This is a genomic window from Nocardioides sp. BGA-UO-ETr-FS32, assembly GCF_059567905.1.
The window spans coordinates 522316-536872 of the sequence record NZ_JCAQOX010000016.1 but is presented as its reverse complement, the minus strand read 5'-3'; the positions used below and the strand labels follow the sequence as shown (position 1 = coordinate 536872).

Below are 14557 nucleotides of genomic sequence, written 5' to 3'. Positions count from 1 at the left end.
ACGTCGGTAGGGATCCGACGGGACTCGTACGTGGCAAGCACCCCCGAGATGCGACCCTGCCGGCCAACGCTACAGCTTCGACGGCCTACTCCCGGCTCGTCAACTCCCGTCCCTGCCAGTTTGGCTATGCGGGGAGAACCCCTCTCGGACGCTCAGTGCCACAGCGCCAGGCAGGTCGTGATCTCGCCCAGTGCGCAGGACGTCGGCGAAGCGCTCCCGCGCGTTGGCTGACGCCTCACGTACGGCGAACCGCAAGCAGTGCCGTCAGGGCTAGCCATCTGCCTGCGAGAGTCACGCGAACTTGCCGTACTTCTTGTGCATCGCCTGCTTGCTGACGCCCAGCATGGTGCCGATCTCGGCCCACGAGAACCCGTGGATCCTGGCGCGGCGCACGGCGACGGCCTCGGCGGCCGCCAGGTCGTGCTTGGCGCGGGCGATGCGCATGAGCTCTTCCAGCGGGCTCTCGTCCTCCGGATCGGCGCTGTCGACGACGGTCTCCATGAGTCAACTCTCGTTGACGGCCGACGTGATGTCAACCCTTGTTGACGATCGTCATCCCAGGCGCCGGACCTGGTAGGTACCGACCGTCGTCGCCACGACATCGCCCGCAGCGTCCGTCAGCGTCGCCTCGAGCACGAACTCCCCCTTGCCGGTCGTCAGCGCGTCGGCTCGGACCCGTGCGATCTCCGCGTCGGACAGCGACGCGGCGGCGTGTACGACGCCCAGCGCCGGCCGCCTGAACCGGATCGTCGACTCCTTCACCAGCGGCACGAAGCCGGCGAGCTCGCCGTCGAGGTCGAACGTCGCCAGTGCGAGGACGCCGCCGAGCATCTCTGCGACGCTGTAGAGCGAGCCGGCGTAGGTCACCCCGAAGTGGTTGACGTTCGGCTCGGGAGGCAGCTCCGCGACCGCGTGACCCGCTGTGGCCTCGAGCACCCGCACGCCCATGGCGTCGAGGATCGGGACGGAGGATGCGAACTGCGCGGCTTCCTCCACTCTCAACGTATAGGCCATCGGGGGGCTTGCCGCAAGGCCCCGGTCAGCGCCCACACTTCACGGCGTGATGCCGCAGGACACCCACCCGGACACCGCTCCGTTCGCCCTCCCCGACTCCCTCGCCGCCAAGAAGGACCCCGCCCTGGTCGACGCCGACCGCGACCACTTCCGCGCCATCGGCGCCAGCCTCGAGCACGCCATCGCCGAGCTCGAGGCGAGCCTCACCGAGACCAGGCGGACGACCGCCCGCCACGGCACGGCCGCCCTCGAGCGCGACCAGGAGGTCCACCGGCTGACCGCGCGCCTGCGCGCGCTGCGCCGCTACGACCTCGACCTGTGCCTCGGCCGGATCGTCCACGAGGGCCGCGACGAGCCGACGTACATCGGACGCTTCGGGCTCGCCGCACCGGACGGCCGCCGCCTGCTCGTCGACTGGCGCTCGCCGGCCGCCGAGCCCTTCTTCGCCGCCACCCACGCCCACCCGCAGGGCCTGGTGAGCCGCCGTCGCTACCGCTGGGTCGGCGGGCGGATCGTGGACTACTGGGACGAGGCGTTCACCGAGGAGGCGCTGAGCCGCACGGCTGCGCTCGACGACCAGTCGGCCTTCCTCGCGACCCTCGGCGGGAGCCGTACGCCCCGGATGCGCGACGTGCTCGGCACGATCCAGGCCGACCAGGACGCCATCGTCCGCGCCGGCTCGACCGGCGCGCTGGTCGTCGACGGCGGCCCCGGCACCGGCAAGACGGTCGTCGCGCTGCACCGCACGGCCTACCTGCTCTACGCCGACCCGCGGCTGGGCCACCGTCGCGGCGGGGTCCTGTTCGTCGGACCGCACGAGCCGTACCTGGCCTACGTGGGCGACGTGCTGCCCAGCCTCGGCGAGGAAGGGGTGCGGACCTGCACGGTGCGCGACCTGGTCCCCGAGTCACCGGCGGCCCGACCCGAGGTGGACGACCGCGTCGCCTCGCTCAAGGCCGATCTCCGGATGGTGGCGGCGATCGAGCCCGCGGTGGCGCTCTACGAGGAGCCGCCCACCGAGCCGTACCTCGTCGAGACGCCGTGGGTCGACGTCCGCATCACTGCGGCCGAGTGGGCCGAGGCGTTCGACTCCCCCGATCCCGGCACGCCACACAACCTCGCCCGCGACGACGTGTGGGACGCGGTCCTGACGATCCTCCTCGACAAGGCCGCCGACGTCGTCGAGGACATCTCCCCCGACCAGCTCCGCAGCGTGCTCGACCGCCACGCCGGGCTGCGCGACACCTTCGACCGGGCCTGGCCGCTGATCGAGCACACCGACCTCGTCGGCGACCTCTGGACGGTCCCCGCCTACCTGCGCCACTGCGCGCCGTGGCTGGAGCCCGACGACGTGCGCGCGCTCCGGCGCAGCGACCCCGGCGCGTGGACGTACGCCGACCTGCCGCTGCTCGACGCCGCGCGGTTGCGCCTGGGCGACCCCGAGGCCCCGCGGCGCCGGCGGCGTACGGCGGCTGCCGAGGCCCGCGAGCGCGCCCGGATGGGCGAGGTGATCGACGACCTGCGGACCACCGCCCGCGAGAGCGGCGCCGACGAGTTCGGCGACGGGCTGGTGTCGATGCTGCTGCACGACGACCTGCAGACGGCGCTGCTCGACGAGGGTGCCCTCCCGACGTCGGACCCCGACGGGCTGGCCGGGCCGTTCGCCCACGTCGTCGTCGACGAGGCCCAGGAGCTCACCGACGCGGAGTGGCAGATGCTCCTGCTTCGTTGCCCGTCGCGCAGCTTCACGATCGTCGGCGACCGGGCGCAGGCACGGCACGGGTTCACCGAGTCGTGGACCGAGCGGCTGGCGCGCGTCGGGCTGCCGGAGGCGACCGTCGCTCCCCTGACGATCAACTACCGCACGCCTGCGGAGGTGATGGCCGAGGCCGAGCCGGTGATCCGCGCCGCGCTGCCCGGTGCCAACGTGCCGACGTCGATCCGGGAGAGCGGGATCCCGGTGCGCCACTCCCCCGTCTCCGATCTCGAGGCCGTCCTGCGCTCCTGGCTCGACGAGCACGCGGAGGGGACGGCGGCGGTGGTCGGGTCCCGTGACGAGCGCCGGGGCACACTCCTCGACAGGCGGGGCCTCGACCGGGTCCGGTGGCTGACCCCGGAGCTCGCGAAGGGTCTCGAGTTCGACCTCGTCGTGCTCGTCGACCCCGACTCCTTCGGCGACGGGATCACCGGCGCCGTGGACCGCTACGTGGCGATGACGCGTGCCACGCAGCGGCTCGTCATCCTCACCGGCTGAGTGTCACGGCGTGCCGGCGTACGCCGCGTCGAGCGTGGCACGCAGCGACGCGATGTCGTCGGTGCCGACCCGGCAGCACCCGCCGACCAGGCGTGCGCCGGCCGAGACCCATGCGGACACGTCGTCGGAGTCGAACGCCGAGGCGCCCTCCCACGACCGGGTCACGGCGTTCCAGGACTGTCCGGAGTTGGGATAGACGACGGCCGGACCGTGCACGCCGGCGAGCGGCACGGCGTCGCCCGCGTCGGCCGGGGTCGTGCAGTTGACCCCCACGGCGATCACCTCGGCGACGTCGGCCGCCATCGCGAAGGCCTCCTCGAGCGGTTCGCCCGCTCGCGTACGGCCGCCCGCCGCGGACAGCGACAGCCACGCCGGCACGCCGGTCCCGTCGAGCTCGGCCAGCACCGCCTCCACCTCGGCCAGGCACGGGATGGTCTCGACGGCGAGCACGTCCGCACCTGCCCCGACGGTGGCGGCCAGGACGTCGAGGCGCGGACGGTGGAAGGCGCGCAGTCCCGCGACGTCGAGGTCGTAGTCGCCGCGGTACTCCGAGCCGTCGGCCAGCACCGCGCCGTACGGGCCGACCGAGGCCGCCACCCAGCCGTCCGGCGACACTGCGTCGCGGGCCGAAGCGGCGAGGTCGACGCTGAGCCGCAGCAGCGACTCGACCTCGTCCCGGTCGACACCGGCGGCCCCGAAGCCCTCGAACGACACCTGGTAGGACGCGGTGGTCGCCACCTCCGCGCCGACGGAGAAGAACTCGCGGTGGGCGGCCTCGATCGCGCGCGGGTCGTCGCGGAGCAGGCGCGCCGACCACAGGTGGCTCGACAGGTCGTGGCCGCGCTGCTCCAGCAACGTGGCCAGCCCGCCGTCGAGGACGACGGGACGGGAGTCGGGATGAGGTTCGGGACCACGAGCGATGGCCTCGCGGAGGTCGCGGCGGGTCATGGTCCGAGTGTGGCACCCGCTGGGTGTGCCCAGCGGCTCGGGAGGGTGCTGCGCAGCCGGGCCCCGATCGACACGCTGCTGATGGACCAGTGAGTCGTCGCAGGAGTCGGCAACGTCTACCGCGCCGAGGTGCTGTTCCGGCAGCGGCTCGACCCGTACCGGCCGGGTCGCGCGCACGACGAGGCGCAGCTGCAGGTCCTCTGGGACGACCTGGTCGTGCTGCTGCGCGCGGGGGTGCGGGCCGGCCGCATCGTCACCACGCACCGCGCGGACCGCGAGCGCCCGTCGGGCAGGCCGCGACGGGTCGACGCCCACTACGTCTACGGCCGCGCCGCGCTCCCGTGCCGGCTGTGCGGCACGCCGGTCCGGGACGCCCTGGTGGCCGCCCGCCGGCTCTTCTGGTGCCCTGTCTGCCAGGGCTGACCGCTCACGCCGGTGTCCAGAGCCATAGATCCCCTGCTCGGCGGAGCTCTGCGCCCAGTGCCAGGGGGCGGTCAGAGCAACGCCAGCACCGCGGCGGGGTCCTCGACGTGGGCGTTGTGGCCCAGGCCGGGCAGCGTGACCGGGGCGGCCACCAGCGCAGCGAGGTCGTCGTGCGACACCATCGGGTCGTGCTCGCCGCGGGCCAGGACCACCGGGCAGGAGACGTCCGCCAGGAGGCCGGCCATGTCGGGAACGCCCACTCCGAAGGTGCGGGGGTCTTGGGCCAGCCGCCACGCACTCCCCTCCCCCGCCGACTCCCGCTCGACGACGGCGTCGTCGAGCATCGGGTCGTCAGCTGCCACCAGGCCGGCGAGCCCCGAGACCCGCAGGAAGCGATCGACCGCCTCCTCGCGGGTGTCGTACGTCGCCACGGGCCGCTCGGCGACGGCCAGCGCGCGGGCGGCGTCCTCCGGTGGCCAGGAGACCTTGACCCCGAGCGCGACGACCCGCTCCACCCGGTCGGGGGCGAGGCACGCGAGCTCGAGCGCGACGACGCCGCCCATGGAGTGGCCGACCACCGGCACCGGCGCGTCGAAGCGGTCGAGCAGCGGGAGCACCGCCTCGGCGTGCCCCGCGAAGGAGTAGGTCGTCGTCCATGCGGCGGTGCCGTGCCCGGGCAGGTCCGGTGCCAGCGCCCGCCCGCCGTACGCCCCGGCCAGCCCGCGCCAGACGCCGCCCGTCGCGCCGAGGCCGTGGAGGAGCAGCATCAGGCGCCGACGTAGGCCGCGAGGTGCTGGGCGGTCAGCGTGGGCTGCTTCGCCGCGACCATCTCGGCCGGCGGGCCCTCGAAGACGACCGTGCCGCCGTCGTGCCCGGCTCCCGGGCCGAGGTCGATGATCCAGTCGGCGTGCGCCATCACGGCCTGGTGGTGCTCGATGACGATCACCGACTTGCCGGAGTCGACGAGCCGGTCGAGCAGGCCGAGCAGGTTCTCGACGTCGGCGAGGTGCAGGCCGGTGGTGGGCTCGTCGAGGATGTAGACGTCGCCCTTCTCCCCCATCTGCGTGGCGAGCTTGAGCCGCTGGCGCTCGCCGCCCGAGAGGGTCGTCAGGGGCTGGCCGAGCGAGAGGTAGCCGAGGCCGACGTCGGCGAGCCGCTCGAGGACCTTCACCGCCGCCGGGATCCTCGCCTCGCCCTCGCCGAAGTGCGCGAGGGCCTCGACCACCGACATCTCGTGCACCTCGGCGATGTCCTTGCCGCCGAGCGTGTGCTCGAGGACCTCCGCCCGGAACCGGCGGCCCTCGCACTCCTCGCAGGGCGACTCGACGGTCGCCATCGGTCCGAGCTCGGTGAAGATGACGCCGGCACCGTTGCAGGTCGGGCAGGCGCCCTCGGAGTTGGAGCTGAACAGCGCCGGCTTGACGCCGTTGGCCTTGGCGAAGGCCTTGCGGATCGGCTCGAGGAGCCCGGTGTAGGTCGCCGGGTTGCTGCGGCGCGAGCCCTTGATCGCACCCTGGTCGATCACGATGACCTCGTCCCGGCCGGCCAGCGAGCCGTGGATCAGCGAGCTCTTGCCGGAGCCTGCCACGCCGGTGACGACGGTCAGCAGCCCGAGCGGCACGTCGACGTCGACGTCCTTGAGGTTGTGCGTCGAGGCCCCGCGGACCTCCATCACACCTGTCGCGCCGCGTACGGACTCCTTGAGCCGCGCGCGGTCGTCGAGGTGCTTGCCGGTGACCGTGCCGCTGGAGCGGAGGCCGTCGACGTCGCCCTCGAAGCAGATCTCGCCGCCGGCGGCACCCGCCCCGGGGCCGATGTCGACGACGTGGTCCGCGATCTGGATCGACTCGGGCTTGTGCTCGACGACGAGCACCGTGTTGCCCTTGTCGCGCAGCTGGAGGAGCAGGTGGTTCATCCGCTCGATGTCGTGCGGGTGCAGACCGATCGTGGGCTCGTCGAAGACGTACGTCACGTCGGTCAGCGACGACCCGAGGTGGCGGATCATCTTGGTGCGCTGCGCCTCGCCCCCGGAGAGGGTGCCGGCCGGCCGGTCCAGCGACAGGTAGCCCAGTCCGATCTCGGAGAACGAGTCGAGGAGGTGCTGGAGCCCCTTCAGCAGTGGGGCGACGGACGGCTCGTCCAGCTCGCGCACCCACGTGGCGAGGTCGCTGATCTGCATCGCGCAGAGATCGGCGATCGACTTCCCGCGGATCTTCGACCGCCGGGCCTCGGGCGTGAGCCGCGTGCCCTCGCAGTCGGGGCAGGTCTGGAAGGTGACCGCCCGCTCGACGAAGCGGCGGATGTGCGGCTGCATCGCCTCCGGGTCCTTGGACAGCATGGACTTCTGGATCTGCGGGATGATGCCGTTGAAGGTCAGGTTGACGCCCTCGACCTTGATCTTGGTGGGCTCGGCCCACAACATCGTCTCGAGCTGCTTCTTGGTGAAGGACCGGATCGGCTTGTCCATCGGCAGGCCCATGCCCTCGAACAGCCGGCCGTACCACCCGTCCATCGAGTACCCGGGCACCGTCAGCGCGCCCTCGGAGAGCGACTTGTCCTCGTCGTAGAGCGCCGTGCGGTCGATGTCGTTGACCTTGCCCATGCCCTCGCAGCGCGGGCACATCCCGCCGAGGTAGACCTCCTGCTTGGCGATCCGGCGCTCGGTGCGGCCGCCCTTCTCGGTGGTCATCATCCCGCTCGCCTTGCGGGTCGGGACGTTGAAGGAGTAGGCCGTGGGCGGGCCGACGTACGGGTCCCCGAGCCGGCTGAAGAGGATCCGCAGCATCGCGTTGGCGTCGGTGGCGGTGCCGACGGTCGAGCGCGGGTTGGCGCCCATCCGCTCCTGGTCGACGATGATCGCCGTCGTCAGTCCCTCGAGGTGGTCCACGTCGGGACGCGACAGGCTGGGCATGAAGCCCTGGACGAACGCGCTGTAGGTCTCGTTGATCATCCGCTGCGACTCGGCGGCGATCGTGGCGAAGACCAGCGAGCTCTTGCCGGACCCGGACACTCCCGTGAAGACGGTCAGGCGCCGCTTGGGCAGCTCGACGGTGACGTTCTTGAGGTTGTTCTCCCGAGCTCCCTCGACCCGGATCAGCGCGTGGTCGTCGGCGGGGTGTCCGGTGGTCGGTCTGCTCGTGCTGGTCGCCATGTCGTGCGTCTCCTCCCGTGGCGGGGCCATCCTGCCAGTACGACGCGGTTCGGGGGCCGGACGTGACCGACCGCCCGGGTGGATGAGGCAGTGGCTGGGCCCGGCGTGCCATCGTCGAGTGCATGACGACTCACGACGACCAGCTCGGCACCGTCGCCGAGATCATGAAGGACACCGACATCGCGGTCCTGACCTACGTGTCGTTGCAGGGGGCGCTCGTCTCGACCCCGATGGGCACCCAGGACTTCGACGAGCCGGGGACGACGTGGTTCATCACCGAGCGCGACACGGACAAGGTCCGGGCGATCGAGGCCGACCCGCGTGTCAACGTCGCCTACTCCAGCAAGGCCGGGTGGGTGTCGCTGTCGGGCACCGCCCGGGTCAGCCACGACCGCCGCAAGCTCGAGGAGCTGTGGGACGCCTCCGCAGGGGCGTTCATGTCCGGCGGTCCCGACGACCCGTCCAACGTGCTGCTCCAGGTCGACGGCGCGACCGCGGAGTACTGGGAGTCCCCGGGCAAGGTCAAGGCCGCCATCGAGCTCGCCAAGGGCCTGGTCGGCGACGACCGGCCCGACCTGGGCGACAACGACACCGTCATCCTCTGATCAACCGGCAGAAGGAGGCCTGAGGTGCTCGTCGAGGCGCACGGCCCGGCCCACCCCGACGAGGTGTGGCGCCGGTTCACCGATCCCGCCGAGTGGCCGGTCTGGGCTCCACAGATCCGCGCCGTCCAGACCGACGCGACGGTGCTGGCCGTGGGCGCGACAGGTCGGGTCCACGGACCTGCGGGCGTTGCCGTGGACTTCCGCATCACCGCCCTCGACGCCGGCTTGCGCTCGTGGTCCTGGGCGGTCGGGCGCGGCCCTGCCACGGTGGGGATGGACCATCACGTCCTCCCCGCGCCGGGTGGCGGGACCCGCGCGCTGCTGCGCGTCCGTCCGCCGGCGGCGACCGTCGTGCAGCCCTATCGCGTGCCAGCAAGGGTCGCCCTCCGCGAGCTGGTGGGCACGCCGGGCGGTGCCGACACGGTGCCCGAGGCGGTGCAGTCGTTCGACTTCGCGTTCGCCCCGGCGTACGCCCTCGCGGCGCGCCCGTTCGGGATCCGGCCGGGCACCACCGCCGTCGAGGTCGGTCCCCGCTGGCTCTACGTCCGCTACGGGCCGTGGCGCCTGGCGACCCCGCGCGACAACATCGCCTCGGCGGAGGTCACCGGCGGGTTCTCGTTCGTGAAGACCGCAGGGCCGCCGCACCTGTCCTTCAGCGACCGCGGCATCTCGATGACCACCAACGGCGACACGGCCCTGTGCCTCACCTTCCGCGAGCCCGTGCCCGCCATCGACCCGACCGCCACGATCACCCACCCCGGTGCGACGCTCGCCGTGGCCGAGCCGGAGCGGCTGGCTGAGGCGCTGGGGTTCGCTGCGTCCTAGTCTCGGGCCATGGGAATCGTCCACCGCGCCACGCTCACCCCGTCCAAGCAGGAGATCGTCGAGAGGTGGTTGCCGAGCCGCTCGTGGGCGGTGGGACTGACCATCGCCGAGAAGGTCGCCGAGTACCGCTACGACGATCCCGAGGGCGAGGTCGGCGTCGAGACCATCCTCTGGCGCGCCGACGACGGCAGCCTGTTCCAGACGCCACTGACCTACCGTGCTGAGCCCTTGGCGGGCGCGGCGGAGCACCTGATCACCACCACCGACCACTCCGTGCTCGGCGAGCGCTGGGTCTACGACGGCTGCGGAGACCCGGTCTGGGCCTCGACGCTGACCGCCGCGATCGTCGCCGGTGCCCGGCAGTCGCAGATGTTCCTTGTCGGCGACGACGGCGAGCGCATCGACGTACCGGCCCGGATGCAGGTCCGCGGCAGCGGAAGCGAGGACGCGGCCCCCACCGTCGCCGGCATCGAGTCCGTGACGGACGAGGTCTCCGGCGACGGCGCGGTCACCGTCGTGTCTGCCAGGCCCCTGCGGATCGCCCTCGCCCGGATCGTGGGGGCGCCACTGGGCGAAGGACCGCGCCTCACCGGGACGATCGGTGACTCGGAGGAGACCGTCGACCTCGCCGTGCTGCGGAGCCTCTGAGCGCACGGCCTGTCAGACAGGACGAACCGCCGGTCGGTGCGACTCATGAGCGTCGGCCCGGACCGCTGTCACGACTTCGTCCTGTTCGACAGGCCGTACGGTGGGCCGCGGCTGGGTCAGCTCCCGCCGCCGATCCACTGGTTTGTCGTCATGGCGCCCGGGTCCTGCGTCTGCTTGCCGGCGCGGTAGCGCTCGACATTCTCCTGCTCACGGCGCATGCGCGCGGTGGCCCTGCGCGCCTCCGCCAGTGCCGACTCCTTGTCGGTCGCGACCGGTCGCCGGCGGAAGATCCTCATGGCGCGAGCCTACGACGCCGGCCGCCGGTCAGGGGCGTACGACCTCGAGGCCCAGCCACTCCCCCAGCGCGTCGAGCTCGCCGTGCACCCGCCGGCGTCGCGCGGCCGACCAGTCGCCGTCCTCGTGGACGGCGTCGACGATGAGCACCCCGCCCTCGCGGTCCGCGGTCGCGTCGACCTTGCCGACGAGCTCGTCGCCGTCGAGCACGGGCATCGCCCAGTAGCCCCACCTGCGCGTCACCGCGGGCTTGTACATCTCCAGCTGGTAGTCGAAGCCGAAGACGTCCTCCATCCGCTTGCGGTCGAAGACGAGCCGGTCCAGGGGCGAGAGGATCGCCGTACGGCCCGCGAAGTCCGTCAGGTCGGCGAGCCGGTCGGGGTCCACTCGCCAGAGCCCGCGAACGCCGTCGATGCGGGCCGGCTCCCCGGTGTCGCGCACGTCGTAGCGCTCGTCCCAGGCCTCCAGCGCACGCGGTCGGGCGATGCCGAGGGCCCGCAGCCGGCGCCCGGCCAGGACGCGGTGCGCCTCCTCGGCCGGGACGGCGGGGTCGCCCGGGTGGACGCGTTCGGCGAGGTCCCACCGCCGCTCGCGGCCCTCCCGTGAGGCGACCGCGACCTCGCCGCGCGACTCCAGGCACTCGAGCAGCTTCATCACGTTCTTGTCGTTGGTCCACCCGGTCGAGCGCCACGGTACCTCGCAGCTGTCCGGCAGGTCGCGCGCCGCGGTCGGCCCCTCCGACCGGAGCAGTGCGAGGATCTCGCGACGGCAGCCGTCGTTGGCGGCGACCCAGTCGCGCACGTCCTCCTGCCACTCCTTCAGCGGCGGCTCGCCCGGCCACACGTCCATGTCCGCACGGAACAGCGCGACGTCCTCGCTGGGCCGCAGCATCGCCTTGAGCTCGACGAGGGCGCCGTCGCCGACGAGCTCCTCGAGGTGCTCGGGGGCGTACGCGCTCCCGAGCCGGGACCACAGGGCGAGGTCGGCGTGCTGGGCGACCACCCGGGTCAGGTCGACCTGGAGGAACCCGAGGTGCCGGACCGTGTCCAGGACGTCGTCGGGGCGGTCCGCGGTGAGCAGCTGTGCGCGTACGGCGATGCGCCGGGCCTCCTGCGGCGTGAGGTCGTGCGCGGCGGCGGCCATGGCCGTGATCCTAGGACGGCTGCACCGGGGCCGGACGGGTCACGCGCAGATGGCCCGAACGGGTCATTCCTGCCCCAGATCGGGCATTCCGGGCGGGTTGCGGGCCGAAGCCGCGTCATCCGGTGCGACCCTCGACGTCAAGGAAGCAACGGGTCGGCAACCGCCGACCGACTGCTCGAGGCAGGAAGGAGGACGCCCCATGTGGGACACCGTCGAGACCAGCTCGGTCCACCTCTCGCACGACCTGCCGTGCACCGGGTGCGGCCACGCGCTGCACACCTACCTGCCGTGCTCGGACACCTGCGACTGCGCGCGCGGCCGCGACCGCCTGCTCAGCGCTGTCTGACCCGGTCCTTGACCTTGTCGCGGTAGCGCCGGCGCAGCCCGCGGACCAGGCGCTCGTGCACCTTGTCGTGCGCGGGCGGACGGCCCTGCTCGTCGAGCTCGTAGCTCGCGACCTTGGCGAGTCGGGGACGCTCGTGGTCGTCGATGACCTCGCCCGTCGCCCACCACATCTTCAGGCTCGGCCCGTTGAGCCGCAGGAAGGCCAGGTTGTTGTCGAACCACGGCCCTTCGGCATAGGTCCAGGTGAGCGGTGCGTCCGGCACGCGGGTCGACCTCGACGCGAGCCGCCCGACCGGTCCCGCCACGCCGTAGGACAGCACCGCGGTGGCGAAGCGCATGTTGCGCGAGAGCGGGTTGCGGATCGGTGAGCAGACGGCCTGCAGGATCGTCGACTGCAGGGGTGCGCCGCCGTGGGCCGGCCGAGCCTCGCTGACGTAGCTGTGGTGGACGTCGCCGGACAGGAAGGTCACCGTCGAGGGCGCCCTCCCCCGCTTGCCCGCTGCGACCTCCATGGCCTGACGCGCGACCTCCTGGAAGCTGTTCTGGAACGCGCCCCAGTGCTCGAGGTCGACCAGCTGTCGCAGCCCCTCCCCGATCCTGCCGCCGCGTTCGCCCCACGCGCCCTGGGCGAGGGCCTCGCTGAACGCCTCGAGGTGGTGCAGCCCCCGCGCCAGCAGGAACGGCAGCGAGGTGCCGATGAGCAGGTGGTCGACGTCGCCACGCAGCTGCTCGTCGAGCCAGGCGGCCTCGTCGGGGTCGAGCATCGCCCGGTTGTCGGGGTCGAGCTGGCGGGCTGCCCGCGAGTCGACGACCACGAGCCTGGCCTGGGTGTCGAAGTCGCGCGTGTAGCTCCAGCGGTAGGTCTGCGGCTCCTGGTCGACGCGGGCGGCGAAGGCGTCGATGAGCGGGCCGAGGTCCTGCTCGTCGTGACCGCGGTGCGCGCGCACCGCGACGTAGACCTCGTCGCGCTCGCGCTCGGCCGGCGACATGTTGCCGAGGTGCTGGTAGACCCAGTAGGACGCGAGGCCGGCGACGATGCGCCCGTGCCACCACGACGTGGCCTCCATCTCGGTGCGCCAGTCGAGCGAGGTGTTCCAGTCGTCGCGGATGTCGTGGTCGTCGAAGATCATCGCGCTCGGCACCGTGGACAGCAGCCAGCGGTTGGCCGGGTCGGACCACGCCAGTCGGTAGAGGTGGGCGTACTCCTCGTAGTCCTGCAGCTCGGTCCAGGGTGGCTCGTCGATGTCGCGGCGCGACTCGATGAACGCCTTCATCTCGTCGGTGGTCTCGTCGGCGTAGACCTGGTCGCCGAGGAAGAGCACCAGGTCGGGCAGCCGGTCGGGTGCGAGGTCCGGGTCGTCGGTGTCGGCGGGGTCGACCTGGTCGGCCGTGCGCAGCGCCCAGGCCCGCAGCGCGTCGACGCCGTGGGTGCGGTTGCCCTTCTCGTCGTGGGTGAACGACGTGCGGCAGGAGCCGAAGGCCATCCGCAGCGGCCGACCGGGCTCCAGCGTGGCGATCACGGGCGGCGGGAACGGTGAGCCGGCCGGCGGCCACACCTGCTCGTCGTCGATCGAGACCGTGTAGGGCTCGGTGGTGCCGGGCACCAGGCCGTCGAGCTCGACCAGCGCGTAGTGGTGGCCGTGGACGGTGAACGTACGGGCGCTGGCCGAGGTGTCGCCCCTGGTGACGGTGACGGCACCCGGATCCTCGGTCTCGACCCAGACGGCGGCCGAGGTGTCGTCGACGTAGCGCAGCAGCGGGCCCAGCCGCAGACGGTCCTCGTGTCCCCTCCCCCGGTCGCTCATGGCTGGAGGAGGACCTTGATCGCGCGGCGCTCGTCCATCGCCCGGTAGCCCTCGGCGGCCTCCGCCATCGGCAGCGTGAGGTCGAAGACCCTGCCGGGGACGATCGCCCCGGACAGCACGCGGTCGAGGAGGTCGGGCAGGTAGCGGCGCACCGGCGCCATGCCGCCCGCGAGCCCGACGTTCTTCTGGAACATCCGGCGCACCGGCAGCTCGACGCCGTGGGGCACACCGACGAAGCCGACCGTCGACCCGGGCCGGGCGACGGTGAAGGCCGTCTTCATCGCCCCGTCGGTGCCGACGCACTCGAGCACGGCGTCAGCGCCGATGCCGTCGGTCAGGTCGGCGATGCGTGCCTCGCCCTCCTCGCCACGCTCGGCGACGACGTCGGTCGCACCGAACGCGCGGGCGATCTCCTGGCGCGGCTCGTGGCGCGACATCGCGATGACCCGCTCGGCGCCCATCTGGGCGGCGGCGAGGACGCCGCTGAGGCCCACCGCTCCATCGCCGACGACGACCACCGTGTGCCCGGGCTGCACGCCCGCTGCAACCGCCGCGTGCCATCCGGTGGCCATCACGTCGCTCAGGGCGAGCAGCGAGGGGACCAGGTGCTCGTCGGGCATCCCGTCCGTCGCGACCAGGCTGCCGTCGGCCTGCGTCACCCGGGCGTACTCCCCCTGCCCGCTCTGGGTGAACCCGAGGTTGACGCACGCCGACTGCACCCCGGCCCGGCAGTGGGCGCAGGTGTTGTCGCAGTGGCAGAACGGCACGATGACGAAGTCGCCCACCCTGGTCGTGGTCACCTCCGAGCCGACCTCCTCGACGACGCCGACGCACTCGTGGCCGATCGTCGCCCCGGCGGTGACGTCGTTCTCGCCGCGGTAGGGCCAGAGGTCGGACCCGCAGATGCACCCGGCGACGACCTTCACGATCGCGTCAGTGGGCTCCTCGATGCGGGGATCCGGCACGTCCTCGAAGCGGATGTCGCCGGGGGCGTGGATGGTGGTTGCGCGCATGGGTCGGATCCTGTCACGCGTCGAACAATCCGGACGGCCGGGCGACACCCCTGGGAGGGGCTGGAATGGCTTTATCTCATATCTGAGAT

The 14557-nt window shown here is 72.5% G+C and carries 14 protein-coding genes and 1 pseudogene; 6 read left to right on the top strand and 9 right to left on the bottom strand.

Annotated elements, in window-relative coordinates:
• Positions 1 to 291: 291 nt before the first annotated feature.
• Positions 292 to 501 carry a hypothetical protein gene (locus tag AC57BS_RS20170; RefSeq protein ID WP_496413226.1) on the bottom strand — a complete coding sequence of 70 codons (210 nt, stop codon included), beginning with the start codon at positions 499 to 501 and terminating at the stop codon, positions 292 to 294.
• Positions 502 to 552: 51 nt separating this feature from the next.
• Positions 553 to 996: a PaaI family thioesterase gene (locus AC57BS_RS20165; protein WP_496413225.1), complete on the bottom strand. Its 444-nt coding sequence runs from the start codon at positions 994 to 996 to the stop codon at positions 553 to 555.
• 67 nt (positions 997 to 1063) lie between these two features.
• On the opposite strand from AC57BS_RS20165, the gene helR reads away from it, so the two are divergent.
• The gene (gene helR / locus AC57BS_RS20160; RefSeq protein WP_496413237.1) at positions 1064 to 3268 is read left to right on the top strand and encodes an RNA polymerase recycling motor ATPase HelR; all 2205 of its coding nucleotides are present in this window, start codon (positions 1064 to 1066) and stop codon (positions 3266 to 3268) included.
• A 3-nt stretch (positions 3269 to 3271) separates the two neighbouring features.
• On the opposite strand, the gene mmuM is transcribed toward helR, so the two are convergent.
• The gene (mmuM, locus tag AC57BS_RS20155) at positions 3272 to 4216 is read right to left on the bottom strand and encodes a homocysteine S-methyltransferase (RefSeq protein WP_496413224.1); all 945 of its coding nucleotides are present in this window, start codon (positions 4214 to 4216) and stop codon (positions 3272 to 3274) included.
• A gap of 105 nt (positions 4217 to 4321) precedes the next feature.
• Here mmuM and AC57BS_RS20150 point away from each other — a divergent pair.
• A pseudogene (locus tag AC57BS_RS20150) lies at positions 4322 to 4639 on the top strand (Fpg/Nei family DNA glycosylase); the annotation flags it as partial.
• A 71-nt stretch (positions 4640 to 4710) separates the two neighbouring features.
• Here the strand turns inward: AC57BS_RS20150 and AC57BS_RS20145 are convergent.
• Together AC57BS_RS20145 and AC57BS_RS20140 are read right to left on the bottom strand one after the other, a co-directional pair.
• Positions 4711 to 5406: an alpha/beta fold hydrolase gene (locus AC57BS_RS20145; protein WP_496413223.1), complete on the bottom strand. Its 696-nt coding sequence runs from the start codon at positions 5404 to 5406 to the stop codon at positions 4711 to 4713.
• Complete coding sequence (locus AC57BS_RS20140) at positions 5406 to 7790, bottom strand: ATP-binding cassette domain-containing protein (RefSeq protein ID WP_496413222.1); 2385 nt, start codon at positions 7788 to 7790, stop codon at positions 5406 to 5408. Before AC57BS_RS20140 ends, AC57BS_RS20145 begins: the two co-directional genes overlap by 1 nt.
• Before the next feature lie 122 nt (positions 7791 to 7912).
• Here AC57BS_RS20140 and AC57BS_RS20135 point away from each other — a divergent pair, with 122 nt between their 5' ends.
• Genes AC57BS_RS20135 through AC57BS_RS20125 form a run of 3 tightly spaced genes read left to right on the top strand, consistent with a single transcriptional unit; the run spans position 7913 to position 9868 of the window.
• Positions 7913 to 8395: a pyridoxamine 5'-phosphate oxidase family protein gene (locus AC57BS_RS20135; protein ID WP_496413221.1), complete on the top strand. Its 483-nt coding sequence runs from the start codon at positions 7913 to 7915 to the stop codon at positions 8393 to 8395.
• A gap of 24 nt (positions 8396 to 8419) precedes the next feature.
• Positions 8420 to 9220, top strand: a complete 801-nt coding sequence (locus AC57BS_RS20130) for an SRPBCC family protein (protein WP_496413220.1) — start codon at positions 8420 to 8422, stop codon at positions 9218 to 9220.
• Between the two features lie 9 nt (positions 9221 to 9229).
• Complete coding sequence (locus tag AC57BS_RS20125; protein ID WP_496413219.1) at positions 9230 to 9868, top strand: CG0192-related protein; 639 nt, start codon at positions 9230 to 9232, stop codon at positions 9866 to 9868.
• Positions 9869 to 9984: 116 nt separating this feature from the next.
• Here the strand turns inward: AC57BS_RS20125 and AC57BS_RS20120 are convergent, their stop codons facing one another.
• Complete coding sequence (locus AC57BS_RS20120) at positions 9985 to 10164, bottom strand: hypothetical protein (protein WP_496413218.1); 180 nt, start codon at positions 10162 to 10164, stop codon at positions 9985 to 9987.
• A gap of 28 nt (positions 10165 to 10192) precedes the next feature.
• Positions 10193 to 11305, bottom strand: coding sequence for a DNA glycosylase AlkZ-like family protein (locus AC57BS_RS20115; RefSeq protein WP_496413217.1), 1113 nt, complete (start codon positions 11303 to 11305; stop codon positions 10193 to 10195).
• Positions 11306 to 11504: 199 nt separating this feature from the next.
• On the opposite strand from AC57BS_RS20115, the gene AC57BS_RS20110 reads away from it, so the two are divergent.
• Positions 11505 to 11651: a hypothetical protein gene (locus AC57BS_RS20110; RefSeq protein ID WP_165356004.1), complete on the top strand. Its 147-nt coding sequence runs from the start codon at positions 11505 to 11507 to the stop codon at positions 11649 to 11651.
• On the opposite strand, the gene AC57BS_RS20105 is transcribed toward AC57BS_RS20110, so the two are convergent.
• Positions 11638 to 13455, bottom strand: coding sequence for an alkaline phosphatase D family protein (locus AC57BS_RS20105; protein WP_496413216.1), 1818 nt, complete (start codon positions 13453 to 13455; stop codon positions 11638 to 11640). The two genes, AC57BS_RS20110 and AC57BS_RS20105, sit on opposite strands and share 14 nt — an antisense overlap.
• Positions 13452 to 14468, bottom strand: coding sequence for a zinc-dependent alcohol dehydrogenase family protein (locus tag AC57BS_RS20100; RefSeq protein WP_496413215.1), 1017 nt, complete (start codon positions 14466 to 14468; stop codon positions 13452 to 13454). Before AC57BS_RS20100 ends, AC57BS_RS20105 begins: the two co-directional genes overlap by 4 nt.
• Positions 14469 to 14557 lie beyond the last annotated feature (89 nt).